This is a genomic window from Roseiflexus castenholzii DSM 13941 (genome assembly GCF_000017805.1).
In the GTDB taxonomy this organism is placed as follows: domain Bacteria; phylum Chloroflexota; class Chloroflexia; order Chloroflexales; family Roseiflexaceae; genus Roseiflexus; species Roseiflexus castenholzii.
Genome location: NC_009767.1, coordinates 4,253,030 through 4,272,116 on the forward strand (window position 1 = coordinate 4,253,030; position 19,087 = coordinate 4,272,116).

Here is a 19,087-nt window from a genome sequence, read left to right on the forward strand (position 1 = left end):
CGCTCTGTCGCCGTCACACATTGCGCCGATTTTTGCCGATGCCGGCAACCGGCGCGATCATCAATGCTGCGGTTGAGGCGCAACGTCTACACCCATGCGCCCCTTTATCATATACGCTGCCTTCTACCCCACAGTTGCCGCTCAAGATCCCCGACGCGCGACAACGACATCACAGAGATAGAGTATAACAAAGTTCTGCTGCAAACAACAACGCTTGTATCAATGCAACGCTCGCGCCAGCATCAGCACCCACCCCAAACCTCCGTCGCGGGGCTGACCTCTCCCGGCGCAAAGTTCAAAGGCGGACCGCACGCATGCGCAGAGCGGGCATGCATAGCGTTGGGATGCGCCGTTGCACCCTCACCCTTTGCCCCTCTCCCGCGCACGAGAGCGGGGCGACCGGCGGCGCGCGCGGCCGTTCCACGGCGGGAGCGCCGGTGTTCGCTCGGGAGTTCTATCCGCCCTTGAACCCCGCACGAAGGGGGCTGTCGCGCTCTTCGTGCGTTCAGCCCGCCCCGCTGAAGCGGTAGGCGGCACGGACCAATTTCGGGCATCCTGTGGTACAATTGGCGCAGGAATGCGGTTCTCCCTGCAAGGAGCGCATACGCAGCGCCATATGTCTGAACTGCTCGCGCCGGAAACGATCATCCACGGTACACACGCCGGGTACCGCATCATCTCACTGATAGGTCGCGGCGGGATGGGGGCGGTCTACCGCGCGCTACGCCTGGCAGACTCGACCATTTGGGCATTGAAAGAAATGCGCCCGTTGGAAGACCTGCCGACTGCGGAATTCGAAGAGAATCGGCGACTGTTTTTGCAGGAAGCCGAACTCCTCAGCAAACTCAGTCACCCTGGGTTGCCGGTCGTTGCCGACCTGTTCGAGTATCAGGGACGCCCCGTGATGATCATGGAGTTCGTTCCGGGACAGACGCTCGAGCACCGCATCCGCGACGCCAATGCGCCATTGCTCGAACAACAGGTGGTCGGCTATGGCATTCAACTGGCGCGTATTCTGCACTACCTCCATACGCGCACTCCGCCGATCATCTACCGCGACCTGAAGCCATCGAACGTGATGCTGACCCCGGAGGGAGTGCTGAAACTGATCGACTTCGGCGTTGCGCGCACCTACAAAGTGCGTAAGGCGAAAGATACGATTGCGATGGGGTCGGCGGGCTATGCGCCGCCAGAACAGTATGGCAAGGGGCAAACCGATGCGCGCTCCGATGTGTATGCGCTCGGCGCGACACTGCTCCACCTGCTGACGAACCTGCCGCCGATTCCGTTGCAAACACCTGCGAAGGGAAGTATTCGCAAACTCAATCCGTCGGTTGATGCGCGCACCGAAGAGACGATCATCAAGGCAATGAACCTCGATCCGTCCAGGCGGTTCAGCAGTGCGCTCGAATTCGAGCAGGCGCTCCATCGCTGTCTCGATGCGCCATTTGTCGATCCCGCCGCGCGCGCCACGCCGCCGCCGCCGATCATCCCGCCGGTTGTGACACCCTCCTCGCCCGAAACGATCCTGCAAGCGCCGGCGACGCCGGTTGCGCCTCCAATCACGCCGGCGCTGCCGCCGATCGCACCGCCGGAAGGTCATACATGCGCGCGTTGTGGACGGATCAACAAACCTCATGCGCGCTTCTGCGCCGGTTGCGGCGCGCCGCTCAGCGCCGCCATGGCCGCGCCGCGCCTGATCATTGCCTCGCCGCGCAGCACGTTTGAGCAAAAGATCGAACACACGCCACTGCGTATCGGCCGCCGCGATCCGCGCCAGCACCACTACCCGGAACTCGACCTGGCGGAACACGACCGCGGCATCGCGTCGCGCCATCATGCGCTGATCGAACGCAATGGCGACTACTACACCCTGACTGACCTTGGCTCGACCAACGGCACACTCGTCAATGGGACGCCGCTGCCGCCACACCAGAAACATCGCCTGCGTTCCGGCGACCGGATCAAGATTGGTGAAGTGGAAATCGAGTTTCGCTGGGGATAGATGATGGGAAAGACGCCGCGTGTTCTCATTTTGCGCGCCGCCGGCATTAATCGCAACAGCGACGCTGCGCTGGCAATCGAACTTGCGGGAGGGCGCCCGGAGATGGTCCATATCAACCGACTCATTGCCGGCGAACGGCGACTGATGGACTATGCGATGCTGGTCGTTCCAGGAGGGTTTTCATATGGCGATCATCTGGGCGCAGGAAAACTTTTGGCAATCGATCTGATCCATTGCCTTGGCGATCAGATCACACGATTCGTCGCGGATGGTCGTCCGGTGATCGGCATCTGCAACGGCTTCCAGGCGCTCGTGAAAGCCGGCATCCTTCCCGGAATACAATTGGACGGCAGTAGCGACACTCCGCAGTCGGTGACGCTCACCGACAATGCTTCCGGTCGCTTCGAGTGCCGCTGGGTGCGCCTGGCTGCCGACCCGACCAGCGTGTGCGTCTTCACCCGCGGCATCGAGCGCCCGCTTGAGGTTCCTGTTGCGCATGGCGAAGGGCGCTTCGTGGCGCGCAACGACGCCACCCTCGCCGCGCTGCGCGCCGCCGGACTGGTGGCGCTGCGCTACATCGCCGCCAATGGTGGACCGCCCTCGTACCCGGAGAACCCGAATGGCTCCGAGGATCATATCGCCGGAATCTGCAATCCTGGCGGCAATGTGCTGGGGCTGATGCCGCACCCGGAGAACGCAGCGTTGCCGCACCAGCATCCGCGCTGGACGCGCGAACCACTGCGGAACGAAGGGGATGGGTTGGCTCTCTTTCGGAATGCGATCCGGTATGCGCAAGGGATGTGATCGCGGGAAGGCGCGAGGCAAGAGGCAAGAGGCAAGAGGCAAGAGGCGTGAGGCGAGAGGCGAGAGGCGAGGGGCAAGAGGCGAGAGGCGAGAGGCGAGAGGCGAGGGGCAAGAGGCGAGAGGCGAGAGGCGAGGGGCAAGAGGCGAGAGGCGAGAGGCGAGGGGCAAGAGGCGAGAGGCGAGGGGCAAGAGGCGAGAGGCGAGAGGCAAGAGGCGAGAGGCGAGAGGCGAGAGGCGAGAGGCGAGGGGCAAGAGGCGAGAGGCGAGAGGCGAGGGGCAAGAGGCGAGAGGCGAGGGGCAAGAGGCGAGAGGCGAGAGGCGAGAGGTGATACCAATGACGATTGAAGATGCCGCATGCGTGTCATTCTGAGCGCAGCGACTTGTCATTCTGAGCGCAGCGACTTGTCATTCCGAGCGCAGCGACGGGTCATTCCGAGCGCAGCGACGGGTCATTCCGAGCGCAGCGACGGGTCATTCCGAGCGCAGCGAGGAATCTGCGCGGGACACGCACGACCCCCTCGCGCTGCTCGGGGTGACTATGCGGATGGTCACCGGTCATTGGTGTGAGAGGTGAGAGACGAGAGACGAGAGGCGAGAGGCGAGAGGCGAGAGGCGAGAGGCGAGGGGCGAGGGGCGAGAGGCGAGGGGCAAGAGGCGAGAGGCGAGAGGCGAGGGGCAAGAGGCGAGAGGCGAGAGGCGAGGGGCAAGAGGCGAGAGGCGAGAGGTGATACCAATGACGCCTGAAGATGCCGCATTCTTGTCATTCCGAGCGCAGCGACTTGTCATTCCGAGCGCAGCGACTTGGCATTCCGAGCGCAGCGACGGGTCATTCCGAGCGCAGCGACGGGTCATTCCGAGCGCAGCGACGGGTCATTCCGAGCGCAGCGACTTGTCATTCCGAGCGCAGCGACTTGTCATGCCGAGCGCAGCGACTTGTCATTCCGAGCGCAGCGAGGAATCTGCGCGGGTCGCGCACGACCCCTCGCGCTGCTCGGGGTGACTATGCGGATGGTCACCGGTCATTGGTGTGAGGGGCGAGAGGCGAGAGGCGCGAGACGCGAGGCAAGAGGCGTGAGGCGTGAGGCAAGGGGCAAGAGGCAAGAGGCGTGAGGTGAGAGGCGTGAGGTGAGAGGCGTGAGGCAAGGGGCAAGAGGCAAGAGGCGAGAGGCGAGAGGCGAGAGGCAAGAGGAGCGAGGCAAGAGGCGAGAGGCGAGAGGTGATACCAATGACGCCTGAAGATGCCGCATTCTTGTCATTCCGAGCGCAGCGACTTGTCATTCCGAGCGCAGCGACTTGTCATTCCGAGCCCTTCGCTTCGCTCAGGGTAAACGCAGCGAGGAATCTGAACGGGACTCGCACGACGATGGTTCCGACCTGCCCCCGGCGCAGCCTGCGATCTGGAAGGTCTTCGAGCAGCGCCACGACATCAAGCACATGCGGGGTATCATGTGTCATCTTTTTTTCCTTCGCATTGCCCGTCTCGAGTTTATTACAGCACTCACCGGAACCATTTTTGCTGCGCCTCCTCAAAGAACCCCTCGGCGCGTAGCGCGTCGAGCGCCTGATTAACCGCTTCGTGCAGGCGATACGCTTCCGGCGCAACCGCGATCACATATGGCTCGAAGGTCAGCGCCTGCGCAACGCGCAATTCCGGCGCGTGCGCCATCGCAATCAGCGCCGCCGGATGATCGACGATCACGGCATCCACCTCGCCACGCTGCAACGCCGCCAGCGCATCGGCCGGCGTGTCGTAATCGGGACGCAGCACGAACGATGCTCCCTCCATCAGACGTCGCCGCGCCAGTGTATCGGCGTCGGAACCGAGCGCCACGCCAACTACGTGAGCGGTGAGGTCCGCTTCTGATGTGATGGGCGAATCCGACCGAACAACCAGCATCTGCCCGGCGTCGAAATAGAACTGCGAGAAACGGGCGCGCCAGCCGAGTTCCGGCGCATACGGCAGGGCTGAGATCGCAATATCGGCGCGCCGTGCCGCCAGATCGTCGTAGATCGAATCCAGCCCGCTTGGAATGAACTCCGCCTGAACGCCAAGACGCGCTGCAATCGCGTGCGCCAGATCGATGTCATATCCGGCAGGTTTCCCATCCTCCATCCAGGTGAACGGGTAGAAACCAAGATCGACCGCCACCCGCAGCGTGCGGCGTTGCTGCACCCCGGCCCATACTGGATCGAGACCCTGCCCCACAACGTTCAACCCCGTTTGCGCACTTACCGCCAGCGCCGCATATCCGACGATTATCAGCAGCGCAACCGCATCGAACCGGCGCCTTCCATCGCGTCGCCGCCGCATCCGCAACGTCTCTCTCATCGTATCTTCATACAGATGTCTTGATCAACGGTCATTGTTCAAGTATACTTTAAACCAATCTCGATATTAATTCTTCACACCTGCACTATTTCCCAATGGCGTTATATTCCATGCGTATCGACAACTCGACGATGCCGAACGTCGATGAATGAGCGTTAGTTTCAGGGAATGTGGTGAACCTTATGCAGGACCCGCGTCATATGTCGCAACCTCCGGTGCAGCAGGCGGCGCCTCCACCGTCGTATCCCGTCCAGTCGCCATATCCGTACTACGCACCGCCGCCGCGTGTCGGCGCTGCCGGTCGTTTCACTCGGTTGATGCGCCTGCTTCTGCGACGAGCGCTCTACAGCCTGGTGCTGCTAGGGCGCGCGATGCGACCATATGCGCTGACGCTGGCAGTCGCCTTGGTGTTGTTGAGCGTGATTGGCTGGATGAGCTGGCAACTGTGGGGACCAAAGCCCGACGGTCCGACGTTTACCCGCGCCGACTCGATTCCCCCTGCGCCAGCCGTGCTCAACTATCTTCAGGGACGAAAAACCTTCGATGCCGACCTGATGTGGGATTCATTCAGCACGGAGTATCAGACATCGCGCCTCAATGTCGGCGCCTCGAAAGCGACACTGCAATCGCAAGCCAATATCGAGAAGAATATGGGTCTGGTATATAACCGCTACGATTACATCGGCGGCATCACGCTCGACGATGGCGGCTCAATGTACTTCTACGCGGTGCAGGTGTCGCTCCAGAGCCAGAGCGCCAAAGTGCCGATGATTATTACCGCGAACCCGGAAGGCAAGATTATCAATATCATTTCGCCGCTAGATCGACTGTCGCAGAATAATTGATACCAATGACCGGTGACCATCCGGCATGGTCACCCCGAGCAGAGCAAGGGGTCTTGCGCAACCCGCTCAGATTCCTCGCTGCGTTTACCCTGAGCGAAGCGAAGGGCTCGGAATGACAAGCATGCGGCATCGTCAATCGTCATTGGCATGATCCGTTGTTGCATCCAGGTACGAGCGGCGCACACGCGCCTGAGATGAGGAGTTGAAGCATGGCTCTCGAACCATATCGCCCTGGCGTCGACCCGCGCTATCGCGATGAACTCGATCGTGAACTCGATCAGAAGATCGATCAGGCGCTCCATCGCTGGCCCTGGAAGGTGCGACGCTTCATCTGGCGCGTGTTGATCGCCATCGCTGCAATCTGGCTGGTGATCAATCTGGCGCCGCGCGCCGTTGAGTTCGTGATGACGAACGATATGGGCGCCGCGATTATTCAGGTATTGCTGATCGGCGCCTATCTGTTCTTCTTCATCGGCTTCCAGTTCTTCTTGATGTTCTACTTCATGGGGCGCACCCGCATCTACTGGCTCAAACCGGGCGAGACGGGCATCGGCTTCAAAGACTACAAGGGGAACCCGGAAGTGCTGGAAGCGGCGCGCCGAATCGTGACGCTGCTCAAGGGCGCAAAAGAGTTCAAGGAAATGGGTGGCGAAGTCACGCGCGGCGTGCTGCTGATTGGACCGCCTGGAACCGGGAAAAGCTACATGGCGCAGGCAGTGGCGACTGAAGCAGGCGTGCCATTTGGCTATCTGAGCGCTCCGTCGCTGACATCCGCCTGGATGGGTATGGGCAACATGAAAGTCATGCTGCTCTACCGCAAGGCGCGCAAACTGGCGCGTGAGTATGGCGCCTGTATCCTCTTCATCGACGAAATCGATGCGATCGGTATGGCGCGCAGCCCGAATCTCGCTGGTCAGGGTGCAATGGGTATGTCTCCCGATACCAGCCACGGTGGTCGCGCCAATGTGGTGATGGGCATGGGCATGGGGATGGGCGCGGGAAGTGGTCTGCTCAACGAACTACTCATTCAAATGGACCCGCCGCCCCATGAGCAGTCGCTGAGCGGAAAGATTCTGCGCTTCTTCGGTTTGCGCCGCAAAAAGGCAGAGATGCCACCCGTGTTGACAATGGCGGCGACAAACCTGGCGGAGACGCTCGACGCAGCACTGCTGCGACCAGGTCGCTTCGATCGCAAAATCGCCGTTGATCTTCCCGATGCCGATGGGCGTAAGGAAATCATTGAGTACTACCTGGCAAAGGTTAAGCACGAACCAATGCCCATTGATCGCATGGTTTCCGATACCATCGGGTACTCGCCGGTTGCGATCAAGTTCGTGATCAACGAAGCAGTCATCCATGCACACTTCGACGGTCGCTCGGCGATTAACTACTGGGACTTTACCCGCGCGCGCGAGACGCACGAATGGGGTCTGCGCCAACCGATTCGGAACATGTCGTATGAGGAGCGCCGCCGCCTCGCGTACCACGAAGCAGGTCATGCATATGCCGCTGTCAAACTGCTGCGCAAAGAGCGTCTGACGAAAGTGACGATTGTGCGCCATGGCTCGGCGCTTGGCTTTGCCGCCTGGAAGCCGGAAGAGGAAATTCATACCCGCACGAAAGACGAACTGCTCGACCGGATCAAGATTTCGCTCGCCAGTCGTGCCGCCGAAGAAGTCTTCCTCAACATTCAGATGAGCGGCGTCACCAGCGACCTGCAAAGCGCCACCGGTCTGGCGACGTTTATGGTCGGCGCGTATGGCATGGACAATAGCCTCTATTCGCACCTGACTTTCGGGATGCAAGGGCTGGCAAGCCCTGATATCAAGATGCGCGTGGAGGCGATTCTGAACGAGCAGTATCGCCAGGTGAAAACACTGATCGAAAGCAACAAAGAGGCGGTCATCGCTATTGCTGAGGCATTGATCCTTCGCAATGAACTGACCGACATCGACGTGAACGAAATCCTGGCGCGTGTCGAAGCCGAGCATCCGTTCACCGACCCGCGCACGGCGCAGCGCCAGCAGTTCGGGTTTGTCACTACCCGCGCGCTGCCCGAACCGGTCAGCGTCAGTCGCCGCTACACCGGTGCGCGTCGTCCAGTCGATGCCGTCAATGTGCCTGCCGCGACGCAACCGACATCCTCCCAGCAACCGCAGGCGTCGGCTGAACAGGGTGAAGAGCAGTCATAATGGAGCCGCATGCGGTGAACGCCCCCACGGGTCTCGGGAACTCGTGGGGGTTTTTGGTTGGGAGGTTCGCGTATACGAACTCAGAACCGTCCTTTCCCCGGCAGCACGCATCCTTCGCTCGTCTCGCGCGCCGCACGACTTTGTGGCGTCCACGAAGAGTACGAACGAACACAAAGCCGCGTCACACACCCACGCCCCGCTACCAATGACCTGTGAACATCCGGCATGGTCACCCCGAGCAGCGCGAGGGGTCGTGCGCGAACCCGCGCAGATTCCTCGCTGCGCTCGGAATGACAAGTCGCTGCGCTCGGAATGACACGCATGCGGCATCGTCAATCGTCATTGGTATGAGAACCAGGAACCAAGAACCACCTTGCCTTCCCCCTCGCACCGTATCGCCTCGCACCTCTTGTCCCGCACCGCTGGACTCGCGCTTCACCTTCCCGCAAGCACCTTCCACCGTCGCACCGTCCACCTGCAATCCCTTACTACGGTGTCATCCCCAGATGACAGGATTGCTATTCACGCATCTTGCAGGATACGGCGCATTCCGCTATAGTAAGGCGAGGAGCAGGCACTGATTGAGGCATCCGCCCTTCCCTATGCGCGCATTGATTACCGGCATCAATGGATTCGTCGGTGGACACCTGGCAGAACACCTCCTGGCAACCGGCGCGTGGGACGTCGCCGGTCTTGCGCGCCAGCCCACGCTCGCGTTCGGTGCGCTCGATGGGCGGGTGACGTATATCGCTGCCGATCTTAATGATCGCGATCAGGCGCTCATGGCGCTCGCCAGCGTCCGACCCGATGTTATTTTCCATCTCGCCGGTCAATCGAACGTTCCACGCGCCTTTGCCGACCCGCATACGACGGTGCAGACCAACATCGGTGCGCAGCTCAACCTGTTCCTCAGTGTGCTTCAGTTGCGCCTCGACCCGCTGATGATCATCGCCAGCAGCAACGAAATCTATGGCATGGTGCGCCCTGAAGAATTGCCGCTCACCGAAGAAACCCCGCTGCGCCCGGTCAATCCGTATGCGGTGAGCAAAGCGGCGCAGGACCTGTTTGCCTACCAGTACTACATCAGCCACCAGTTGCGCACGATCCGGCTACGACCATTCAACCACATCGGTCCCCGCCAGACCGAGGCGTTCGTCGTGCCGGCCTTCGCCGCACAGATCGCCCGGATCGAAGCCGGGCTGCAACCGCCGACGCTGCGCGTCGGCAACCTGGCGGCAGAACGCGACTTTAGCGATGTGCGCGACATCGCGCGCGCATACGAACTCGCCGCCCTCTACGGTGAGGTCGGCGCAGCGTATAATGTCGGCAGCGAACAGGCGGTGAGCGTGCGACGGCTCCTGGAGATTCTACTGACGTTCAGCACGCACGATGTGCAGATTGAACCAGACCCGTCGCGGATGCGTCCCTCCGATGTGCCCAGGGTCGTGTGTAATGCTTCGCGCTTTCGCGCCGCTACCGGATGGAAGCCGCTCATTCCGCTGGAGCAAACCCTGTTCGACACACTCGAATACTGGCGTTCCCGGATACAGGAGCAACTATGAAGGCAGTCATTCTGGTCGGTGGTCTCGGCACCCGTCTGCGACCGCTGACGTGCAACACACCCAAGCCGATGATTCCGCTGGTCAACCAGCCATTCATCGTCCACGTGCTCGAAAATCTGCGCAACCAGGGGATCGATGAAGTCATTCTGTGCGTGCAGTATCTCGCCGACCGGTTCCGTGAGGCGCTCGGCGATGGTTCGGTATTGGGCTTGAAGATTCACGTCATCGAAGAGCCGGAGCCGCTCGGCACCGCCGGCGCGGTGAAGAATGTCGAGCATATGCTCGATGGCTCGACATTCGTTTTCAATGGCGATGTGTTGACCGACCTCGACCTGCGGGCAATGCTGGCGTTCCACCGCGAACGCGGCAGCAAGTTGACCATTGCGCTGACGCCGGTTGAAGACCCAACCGCATATGGGCTGGTCGAAATGGACGAAACCGGTCACATCCGCCGCTTTATGGAAAAACCGCGCGTCGATGAGATCACCTCGAACCTGATCAATGCCGGAACATACATTATCGAACCAGAACTTTTCCGCTATGTTCCCCCCAAACAGCACTATATGTTCGAGCGTGGGCTGTTCCCGGTGGTGCTGCAAACGCGCGATCCCATGTACGGCTACCCCTCGCCAGCATATTGGACCGACATTGGCACGCCGTCGGCGTACCTGGAGGTGCATCACGATATTCTGGTGGGGAAAGTGCGCTACCGCTTTCACGGCAAAGAGATCGGCAACCGCGTCTGGCTGGTTGGCGATGCCGACATTCACCCGCGCGCTCAGGTGATCGGTCCGGTCGTCATCGGTCCAGGGGTGAAAATCGGCGCCGGCGCGCAGATCATCGGTCCGACCGTCATCGGCGCAGGATGCGTCATCGGTGCGCAGGCACGGATCGAGGGCGCCGTCCTCTGGGAGAACAATCAGATCGCCGAAGGTGTGGCGTTGCGATCGTGTGTGGTGGGCAGCCACAACCAGATCGGTGCGCGCACCCACATCACCGACGGCGCCGTCGTCGGCGACTCGTGCATCATCGAAGCGGACAATCGCCTGGAGCGCGGCATTCGCATCTGGCCCGAAACCCACCTGAAAGAGCGTTCCATCTCCTTCTGACGCACTGCCGTGAGAGGCGTGCTATAATGGCGCGGCGCGCTCCCTATGACAGAGCGCACCAGTCTCACTGCGGAAGGAGCACGACGATGGCACGTGTCGCAATTAATGGTTTTGGTCGAATCGGTCGTCAAAGCTTCAAAGCGATGCTCGAACAGTATTCTGACGACCTGGAGATCGTGGCCATAAACGACCTGACCGATAACGAAACGCTGGCGCATCTGCTGCGCCACGACTCGACCTATGGCGCATTCGACGGCGATGTCGTGGTGACGAACGACCGGATCAGCGTCACGTTCTATGGCGAGGATGGTGATGAGCGCCAGATCGACATTGTGGCGCTCGAGGAACGTGATCCGGCACAATTGCCCTGGCGTAATCTGGGCATCGATATTGTCATCGAGTCAACCGGACGCTTCACCGATGCCGAGAAAGCGCGCGCACACCTGCAAGCCGGTGCGCGTAAGGTCATTATCACAGCGCCCGCCAAAGGGGAAGACATCACCATCTGTCTCGGCGTCAACGAAGATCGTTACGACAACGCCGTGCACCACATCATCTCGAATGCGTCATGCACCACCAACTGTCTCGCGCCGGTTGCGAAAGTGCTCAACGACCGCTTTGGCATCCGCCGTGGATTGATGACGACGATCCACTCGTACACCATGGATCAGAACTTGCAGGACAATGTCCACAAGGATTTGCGGCGCGCGCGCGCGGCTGCGATGAACATTGTGCCAACCACGACCGGTGCGGCGCGCGCGGTGGCGCTGGTTATCCCCGAACTCAAAGGCAAGTTCGACGGGTTCGCCGTGCGGGTGCCGACGCCGACCGTCTCGATGATCGACTTCGTGGTCGAACTCGAGCGGAGCGCCTCTGTCGATGAGGTGAATGAGACCTTCCGCGAAGCGGCACAGAGCAAGGAACTGGAAGGCATTCTGGAAGTGACCGAAGAGGAACTGGTATCGACTGACTTTATCGGTTCGACGGCATCAGCCATTGTCGATCTGCCGCTGACGATGGCGCTGGGGGGCAACCTGATCAAGGTGATCGCCTGGTACGACAACGAATGGGGCTACGCCACGCGCATCGCCGATCTGACGGCATTCATTGCCGATGAGATGGAGGAATAAACCATACCCGCCGGAGCGACGGCAGACATGGCATTGCAGCGGCGCTCCGGCGGGGAGGATCATACACCGTCCGTGCGTCTCAAGACCACGCTACGACGCCGACATTCCCGCCATGCGGCGCAACTCACGGTTGCGGCTCAGACGCCCCAGAATGTTGCGCTTGACATTGTAGACTTCGGTGACGCTCTCGAAGAGGTCGCGGCGCATTTCGTAGATTTCACCCGGCTTGCGCCCCATAATGAACGAATGGTAGATCACGCACCGTTCGGCGTCGCCTGCCAGCAACGCATTGATCGAATGCCAGAACTCCTCGCGCGACACACGATCAATTGCCTCTTCGTCCGGCGCATCGATCATACCATCGAACCCGCGCGTCAATGCTTCAGGAATGACCTCTGCCCACGACTGTGCGCGCGCACAGTCGATGACGACACAACTGGCGCACATTTGAAGATAGTGCAGAAGCGATCCCAGCGTTGGAAACGATGCAAAGCGTTCCGGCGTGATAGCCTGCCAGAAGCGCGCGAACACCGCACCGACGAAATAGTCGCTGCTCTCGCCAGTGCTGCTGAAGGCGCTGCTCCGCCGCACCCAACTCTCCACCAGGGCGCGATACTGATAGAAGAGCATTTCCCACGCCGCCTCGCACCGCTCGACGAGCGCCCGCCGAAAGAGTTCATAGGCGAAGCGCGTATCGTGCGGTTGCCCGCGAAAGAACCGGTCGCTCTCGATCTGACAATGCTGTTGCAACAGAGATAAATCCATGCCTGCAATCGTCTGCCGGTCGATATCTGCGCACTCATATGGAATGTTTCGTCGACGAACATTGCCAACCGATGCCTCTGCTGAAACACGAGGCATTGCTTGCGTGGACATACTGCTCTGCTGCATCAATGTCTCCTCGTTTCGCTTGCTTGCAGATGCCTATACCGCCGTCGTACCAAGGAGCGCGGAACCAGCATCAATGTCTCCTCGTTTCGCTTGCTTGCAGATGCCGTTCGGATGCTCTGCACCTCTGCTCACATTGTAGTGATTGGATGCGTATATAAGAATGTCATCAAGATGAAAACCGGATGATAAGAATACGATAATGAGTGGTAAAAAGTGATTATAATCAAGAAATCATTAATTCCAGTGTAATGAGTTTTAACTTTTTCATCGGGTAGATGAAGCCAGGACATACCACCGCCTTTTCCAGGATCAGTCGGCGAAAATACCTCGTTCTGCATTGAGGAGTGCAATCAGCTCCGCCAGCGTCAGCGCCGGACCGACATTCTCGGTCGAGTCGCTCCAGCACCCCCAATATCCGTCGCGATCAACGCGCCAGAACGCACGCCCCAGATAATGACCGGTGCGCGGATCGTGGACGGGGATGCTATCGCGAACAGTGGCGAGCGGGGCGCGGGGCGGTCCCCAAACGACCAGCATATCGGGGCGCGCCTGACGCGGGTGGCGTTCAGGACGAATGTGTGCAGTCAGGTGTGGATACCAGAAGTCGCGCGGACGGGCAACCAATGGCAGAGGACGCTCCAGCGCATCAAAGAATAACAGCGGTTGCTCAGCATTCAACCGCATGATCGACAGACCGCCAAAGTCGGGGTCGATGGCAACACGCGCATAGATGGTGAACGCGCGCAGCGGCTGAACAGTGCGCAGCACATCGGCAATGAGCGACCGCTGCGCTTCGGGCATGCGCCACATGAGCGCCTGGACAGTTGGGGCGTAGATCAGCGCTTCCATTGCAGTGTCGTCATCTGTCTGCTGCGATAGGCTTCCTGAAAGAAGATGATCGATGCGAGGCCGGTCGATATTGTGTGCAGAATGTGCGCCCTATGAAGATCATAGCGCGAACCGGTGCCGCATGCAGTAGGAGAAGAGTCCCTCTTTTTATGGTTAAAATGCAGGGATTGAAGGCTGCTGGAAGGTAATACTAATTCCCTGTGACCATCCGGCATGGTCACCCCGAGCAGCGCAAGGGGTCTGGCGCGACCCGCTCAGATTCCTCGCTGAGTTTACCCTGAGCGAAGCGAAGGGCTCGGAATGACCAGCATGCGGCATCTTCAATCGTCATTGGTATAACATCGAAGACGACAGAGAAGCGGCAACACAGGAGCATCTCTTGCAGACGCTCTCGCCGGGAAGGAGCGATAAAGGAGAACAACATACAGACACCCTGCGCCCTCTGTGTCGCTGTGGTTCTGACAGCAGGTACGAACAGTGCAGGCGTCAGACAGTACAGCGGCGCCTCTCGCAGGCAAAATCAGGCAGACGGCGTGTTGCGCCGGGCAAGCGCCAGTTCGATGGCGCGCAGCACGGTGACGCGATTGCGATGCGCCTGTTCATACCCCCTGAGCGCAAGGAGCGTCGCTTCATCAAGCGTCTCCACCAGTGCCGCCGCCTGTTTTGCATTGAGCGCCTCGTATCCGGCCACCGGCGCCGTTTCATCAGATGCCTCTGCGGTTGTGGTTGCTTCGCCCTCTTCCGCCGCCTCAGACTCAATCGGCGCAGCGACAATGCTCTCTGCCGACGCTCCGGCAACGATTGCCGCGCCCGCTTCCATCGCTTCCGGCTCGGATGGCGGCGCAGCAGCGCGCTCTATCGGCGTCTCAGACGCGATGATGGCAATCGACCCGACGACAGGCGCGTGTCCGTCGCCGGTTGGCGCTGCGGCGGGAGCGCGCACCACAAGAAAGCGGTCGAGCGCCATGCTGATCTGATCCACCTGTTCGCAGAGCACATTGATCGAGTCGCGTGTCGGCAGATCGAGGGCAGCAGCAAGCATCCTTCCGCGACGCTCAATCTCTTCCTGGAGCGTCTGCTGAAGCACACGCCCCTCATGCTCGATCTCGCGGGTCACGCTGTGTTCACCTATCAAACGGTTGCGGACCGCCTCAACATGACTGAGCCGGTCGCGCGCAACCTGCTCGCCACGCGCCGCCAGACGATCGAGCAGTTGCTCCAGTTCATCGTCCGCCAGCGTAATGGCGCCAAGTATCGCCAGCAGACTCTTGTATACGACATCGCGGGTTGTATCGAGCACCATAGTCGATGCCTCCTCTATGCTTCTCCTGCGCACACATCGCAGGTATAACGCGATGCGTCATACTGTTAGTATACCACAGATCGTCAAGCAGTTGACGGCAGGGCTTGAACCGTGTGATCTGCCGCTGCCATCGGCGGCGTCGGAAGCGACCGCGAAGATGCCGACGAGCCTGCTTTGTGAACCACGGAGACACGGAGAGCACGGAAGAGACGAGCGCGCCGTCGGCGCGCGGGGGGCGCCAACGACGCGCCTCTACTCCCCCGTTCTTCTCCTGCCTTTCCGCGTCAAACCTGATATAATGCTCCCACACGATAGCAGAAAGGAGCCTCCCCATGCTCAGCGAGAGTATTCAGCAGGCGATCAACAAGCAGATCACCCACGAGTTTTCGGCGTCCCATGCCTACATGGCAATGGCGGCGTACTTCGAGTCGCTGTCGCTGACCGGCTTTGCCCACTGGTTCCGGGTGCAGAGCGAGGAGGAACGCGAGCACGCGCTGCGCTTCTTCGATTATGTCAACGACCGTGGCGGTCGCGTAACTCTCGGCGCCATCGACGAGCCGCAGAACGAGTTCGCCTCGCCGCTCGACGCCTTTGAGCACGCCCTGGCGCACGAGCAGCGCGTCACTGCCGCCATCCACGCCATCTATACGCTTGCGGCGCAGGAAAACGACTACGCCACAATGAGCATGCTCAAGTGGTTTATCGACGAACAGGTTGAGGAAGAGAAGAGCGCACAGGAGATCATTCAGCACCTCAAACTGATCGGCGACGATGGCGCCGGTCTCTTGATGCTCGACCGGCAGCTGGCGGAGCGGGAGGGGGAGGAGGAAGAGTAGGGGCGGGGGCGGTGTGTCAACCCTCCGCCTGGCGGCTGATGAAATACCCAGGCTGGCGGTTGAAACCGCGTCTTAGGGCGCGTGCACGCCGGGGGTCGGCCTGCGCCGACGCTGTCCCCCCCGGTGGCTGATGGGATTTGAGTCATTATTCCGCTCTCCGTTCGTCCGCCCGGCGGCTGAAGCCGCGGGCTACGGGATGCGAAGCCCGCCTGCGCGGGCTGACCTGGGCACCGGGACCCCGCTGCGGGCTAAAGCCCTGGCTGAGATCGTGAAAGCCCCTGCGGGGCTGGACCGTGTGCCGGAGGCGCGGCTGCGGGCGGAAGCCCTCGCTGAGAACCTGCAAGCCCCGGCGGGGCTGACTGGGCGCTGGGGTGCGGCGGGCTGAAGCCCTTGCTAAGGACACGAAAGCCCCTGTGGGGCTGACCTGGGCGCTGGGGCGCTGTGGGCTGAAGCCCTTGCTGAGAACCCGCAAGCCCCTACAGGGTTGACAGACGCTGCGGGCTGAAGCCCGCGCTGAGAACCTGCAAGCCCCGCAGGGGCTTCCATGTCCTGAGCGAGGGCTTTAGCCCGCAGCCCAAAGAACGCGCGACCGGGCGGCACGGGTTTACTGGATTTAATTTTAATCTTCACAAGTCCGCACCGAGAACCCGCAAGCCCCTACAGGGTTGACAGACGCTGCGGGCGGAAGCCCGCGCTGAGAACCTGCAAGCCCCGCAGGGGCTTCCATGTCCTGAGCGAGGGCTTTAGCCCGCAGCCCAAAGAACGCGCGACCGGGCGGCACGGGTTTACTGGATTTAATTTTAATCTTCACAAGTCCGCACCGAGAACCCGCAAGCCCCTACAGGGTTGACAGACGCTGCGGGCGGAAGCCCGCGCTGAGAACCTGCAAGCCCCGCAGGGGCTTCCATGTCCTGAGCGAGGGCTTTAGCCCGCAGCCCAAAGAACGCGCGACCGGGCGGCACGGGTTTACTGGATTTAATTTTAATCTTCACAAGTCCGCACCGAGAACCCGCAAGCCCCTACAGGGTTGACAGACGCTGCGGGCGGAAGCCCGCGCTGAGAACCTGCAAGCCCCGCAGGGGCTTCCATGTCCTGAGCGAGGGCTTTAGCCCGCAGCCCAAAGAACGCGCGACCGGGCGGCACGGGTTTACTGGATTTAATTTTAATCTTCACAAGTCCGCACCGAGAACCCGCAAGCCCCTACAGGGTTGACAGACGCTGCGGGCGGAAGCCCGCGCTGAGAACCTGCAAGCCCCGCAGGGGCTTCCATGTCCTGAGCGAGGGCTTTAGCCCGCAGCCCAAAGAACGCGCGACCGGGCGGCACGGGTTTTTTAATCTTCACAAGTCCGCACCGAGAACCCGCAAGCCCCTACAGGGTTGACAGACGCTGCGGGCGGAAGCCCGCGCTGAGAACCTGCAAGCCCCGCAGGGGCTTCCATGTCCTGAGCGAGGGCTTTAGCCCGCAGCCCAAAGAACGCGCGACCGGGCGGCACGGGTTTACTGGATTTAATTTTAATCTTCACAAGTCCGCACCGAGAACCCGCAAGCCCCTACAGGGTTGACAGACGCTGCGGGCGGAAGCCCGCGCTGAGAACCTGCAAGCCCCGCAGGGGCTTCCATGTCCTGAGCGAGGGCTTTAGCCCGCAGCCCAAAGAACGCGCGACCGGGCGGCACGGGTTTACTGGATTTAATTTTAATCTTCACAAGTCCGCACCGAGAACCCGCAAGCCCCTACAGAGATCCTATATTCTCAGCGAAGGCTGCGGTTCATGGCAATATTCAGTGCGGACGCTGCAGAAATTGAATGTTGTCCTGATTTGTGAGTCACCAGTTGCGTTCTGATCGCTGCCGGACTTAATGTACTGTCGATAAACCCGTATAAAGGCGAAAAGGCAAGGATGCTCTGCTTTATCTATGTGAGCACGTATCAAGGCGTTTGCAGAAGTCTCATCACCTGTTCCAAAAGACCCCTTGCGTGTTCACGCGCAGTCGCTGTTCACGACATTGTCAACCTCAAGTTTTTTCACTTGTTCATAAAGAAGACTTGCCCGTTCCTCAACCTTATTGGCGGTAAGCGGGTTTTTTCGCTTTCCGGCGTGCATCAAATCGTTACGTAATTCACCGAGCTGACCAAAGAGCTTGACCACATCGTTGCATGATGGCAACTTGCTGAGGTCAAGCCCTTCGCCCGAATGTTCTTCAGCAGTCATATTCTTGCTTTGTCTCTGCACTTCTGCGCCCAATGCGTCTTCTACACGCTTGCGAACGTCTCTTTCCAGCAATTGGTCATACAGCCCAAGCTGCGCCATTGTCCATGAAATTAACCACTCACGCGCCAGTGCCACTGCCTGGAAAACCTGATTGCGATCCAGATACCAGCCAATCAATTCCCGCTCGGACTTAAGCTCATTGTCGCCAAGCGCAATCTTTTGAAAGCTATTGATAACTTGCTCAGCGAGAGGATTGAAGGGCCTCGCTAGAGAACCAATCGATGAAATAGCCTGCGGTAACTGTTGGTAGATTTGCTCGCTCACCTCCATAACCTCAGCCGGTCGCACGACGCGCAATGCCTTTGAGACTTTCGTCAGATTCTTCGCTGTTGCTTTAATTGGTGAATTGTTCCAAGCAGCCATTTCATCCTTACTAGCAGTTTTTGGATCGGGCTTGACCCGGTTATGCTGCGTATGCAGCAACGTAGCCAAATCACGGGCATCACCGAAACGCACAAACAGGTCGGCCCCGACCATCCAGTCGAGTAATTCGACAAAATTGGTCAGATCAAGCACAGGCGTGCGATGAGGAGTGACACTCTGATCACGCATTTCAAAATTACCGAAGAATACATGTTTTAGTTGAATGGCCTTGACTTTGCGCAAATAGGCAGCGGCGAGGAAGGATAAGAATGGCAGCGAGCGAAAGCCGTGAGTAATATCGAACACAACCGCTTCGTTCGGTTCAATGATTTCAACCACAGCCTGAAAGATCTGCCACAATTCAGCATCATCGCGCCCATCAGGGATGCGAACTGCTTGAATGCTCGCAGCTTGCGCACTGGCAAAATATTGATGGTAGAATTGAGCCGTCAGTTCAGTAGTAAAAACAACGAAATCCAGATCTGGAAGGTACTGAGCCAATGCTAGCCCGAAAAAGGGCGCAACATGCTCGCAACCATCTGGAAAGACATAGCATGTTTCTTGCGGTCTAGCGCCGAGGAAGGTAATGGCTTTCATCG

At 59.9% G+C, this 19,087-nt stretch carries 14 protein-coding genes; 8 read left to right on the forward strand and 6 right to left on the reverse strand.

Annotated features, from left to right (window positions below; translation table 11 throughout):
• The first annotated feature begins 616 nt into the window (after positions 1–616).
• Positions 617–2,005 (forward strand): protein kinase domain-containing protein, encoded by a 1,389-nt coding sequence (locus RCAS_RS16910; RefSeq protein WP_041330984.1) that lies wholly within the window; start codon positions 617–619, stop codon positions 2,003–2,005.
• Positions 2,006–2,809 (forward strand): phosphoribosylformylglycinamidine synthase I, encoded by an 804-nt coding sequence (gene purQ / locus RCAS_RS16915; protein WP_232280047.1) that lies wholly within the window; start codon positions 2,006–2,008, stop codon positions 2,807–2,809.
• A gap of 1,296 nt (positions 2,810–4,105) precedes the next feature.
• Here the strand turns inward: purQ and RCAS_RS24150 are convergent.
• Together RCAS_RS24150 and RCAS_RS16925 are read right to left on the reverse strand one after the other, a co-directional pair.
• Positions 4,106–4,264, reverse strand: a complete 159-nt coding sequence (locus tag RCAS_RS24150; RefSeq protein WP_083760331.1) for a DUF4926 domain-containing protein — start codon at positions 4,262–4,264, stop codon at positions 4,106–4,108.
• 43 nt (positions 4,265–4,307) lie between these two features.
• Positions 4,308–5,138, reverse strand: a complete 831-nt coding sequence (locus RCAS_RS16925) for an ABC transporter substrate-binding protein (RefSeq protein WP_012121753.1) — start codon at positions 5,136–5,138, stop codon at positions 4,308–4,310.
• Positions 5,139–5,338: 200 nt separating this feature from the next.
• On the opposite strand from RCAS_RS16925, the gene RCAS_RS16930 reads away from it, so the two are divergent.
• From RCAS_RS16930 to gap, 5 genes are all read left to right on the forward strand, one after another.
• Positions 5,339–5,983, forward strand: coding sequence for a hypothetical protein (locus RCAS_RS16930; RefSeq protein WP_157042684.1), 645 nt, complete (start codon positions 5,339–5,341; stop codon positions 5,981–5,983).
• A gap of 209 nt (positions 5,984–6,192) precedes the next feature.
• Positions 6,193–8,175 carry an AAA family ATPase gene (locus RCAS_RS16935; protein WP_012121755.1) on the forward strand — a complete coding sequence of 661 codons (1,983 nt, stop codon included), beginning with the start codon at positions 6,193–6,195 and terminating at the stop codon, positions 8,173–8,175.
• Between the two features lie 602 nt (positions 8,176–8,777).
• On the forward strand, positions 8,778–9,737 hold the full coding sequence (locus RCAS_RS16940; protein WP_012121756.1) for a GDP-mannose 4,6-dehydratase: 960 nt from the start codon (positions 8,778–8,780) through the stop codon (positions 9,735–9,737).
• Positions 9,734–10,846: a nucleotidyltransferase family protein gene (locus RCAS_RS16945; protein WP_012121757.1), complete on the forward strand. Its 1,113-nt coding sequence runs from the start codon at positions 9,734–9,736 to the stop codon at positions 10,844–10,846. Before RCAS_RS16940 ends, RCAS_RS16945 begins: the two co-directional genes overlap by 4 nt.
• A gap of 86 nt (positions 10,847–10,932) precedes the next feature.
• Positions 10,933–11,976: a type I glyceraldehyde-3-phosphate dehydrogenase gene (gene gap / locus RCAS_RS16950; protein ID WP_012121758.1), complete on the forward strand. Its 1,044-nt coding sequence runs from the start codon at positions 10,933–10,935 to the stop codon at positions 11,974–11,976.
• Between the two features lie 90 nt (positions 11,977–12,066).
• Here the strand turns inward: gap and RCAS_RS16955 are convergent, their stop codons facing one another.
• The 3 genes from RCAS_RS16955 to RCAS_RS16965 all read right to left on the reverse strand — a co-directional run bounded on the left by RCAS_RS16955 (position 12,067) and on the right by RCAS_RS16965 (position 15,019).
• Positions 12,067–12,852, reverse strand: a complete 786-nt coding sequence (locus RCAS_RS16955) for an RNA polymerase sigma factor (RefSeq protein ID WP_232280048.1) — start codon at positions 12,850–12,852, stop codon at positions 12,067–12,069.
• Positions 12,853–13,176: 324 nt separating this feature from the next.
• Positions 13,177–13,716, reverse strand: coding sequence for a hypothetical protein (locus RCAS_RS16960; RefSeq protein WP_012121760.1), 540 nt, complete (start codon positions 13,714–13,716; stop codon positions 13,177–13,179).
• Positions 13,717–14,236: 520 nt separating this feature from the next.
• Positions 14,237–15,019 carry a hypothetical protein gene (locus RCAS_RS16965; RefSeq protein WP_012121761.1) on the reverse strand — a complete coding sequence of 261 codons (783 nt, stop codon included), beginning with the start codon at positions 15,017–15,019 and terminating at the stop codon, positions 14,237–14,239.
• A gap of 332 nt (positions 15,020–15,351) precedes the next feature.
• Here RCAS_RS16965 and RCAS_RS16970 point away from each other — a divergent pair, with 332 nt between their 5' ends.
• Entirely contained in the window at positions 15,352–15,855 is a 504-nt protein-coding gene (locus RCAS_RS16970) for a ferritin (protein WP_012121762.1), read from the forward strand.
• A gap of 1,979 nt (positions 15,856–17,834) precedes the next feature.
• On the opposite strand, the gene csx2 is transcribed toward RCAS_RS16970, so the two are convergent.
• The gene (gene csx2, locus RCAS_RS16980; RefSeq protein ID WP_012121763.1) at positions 17,835–19,085 is read right to left on the reverse strand and encodes a TIGR02221 family CRISPR-associated protein; all 1,251 of its coding nucleotides are present in this window, start codon (positions 19,083–19,085) and stop codon (positions 17,835–17,837) included.
• Positions 19,086–19,087: the final 2 nt, after the last annotated feature.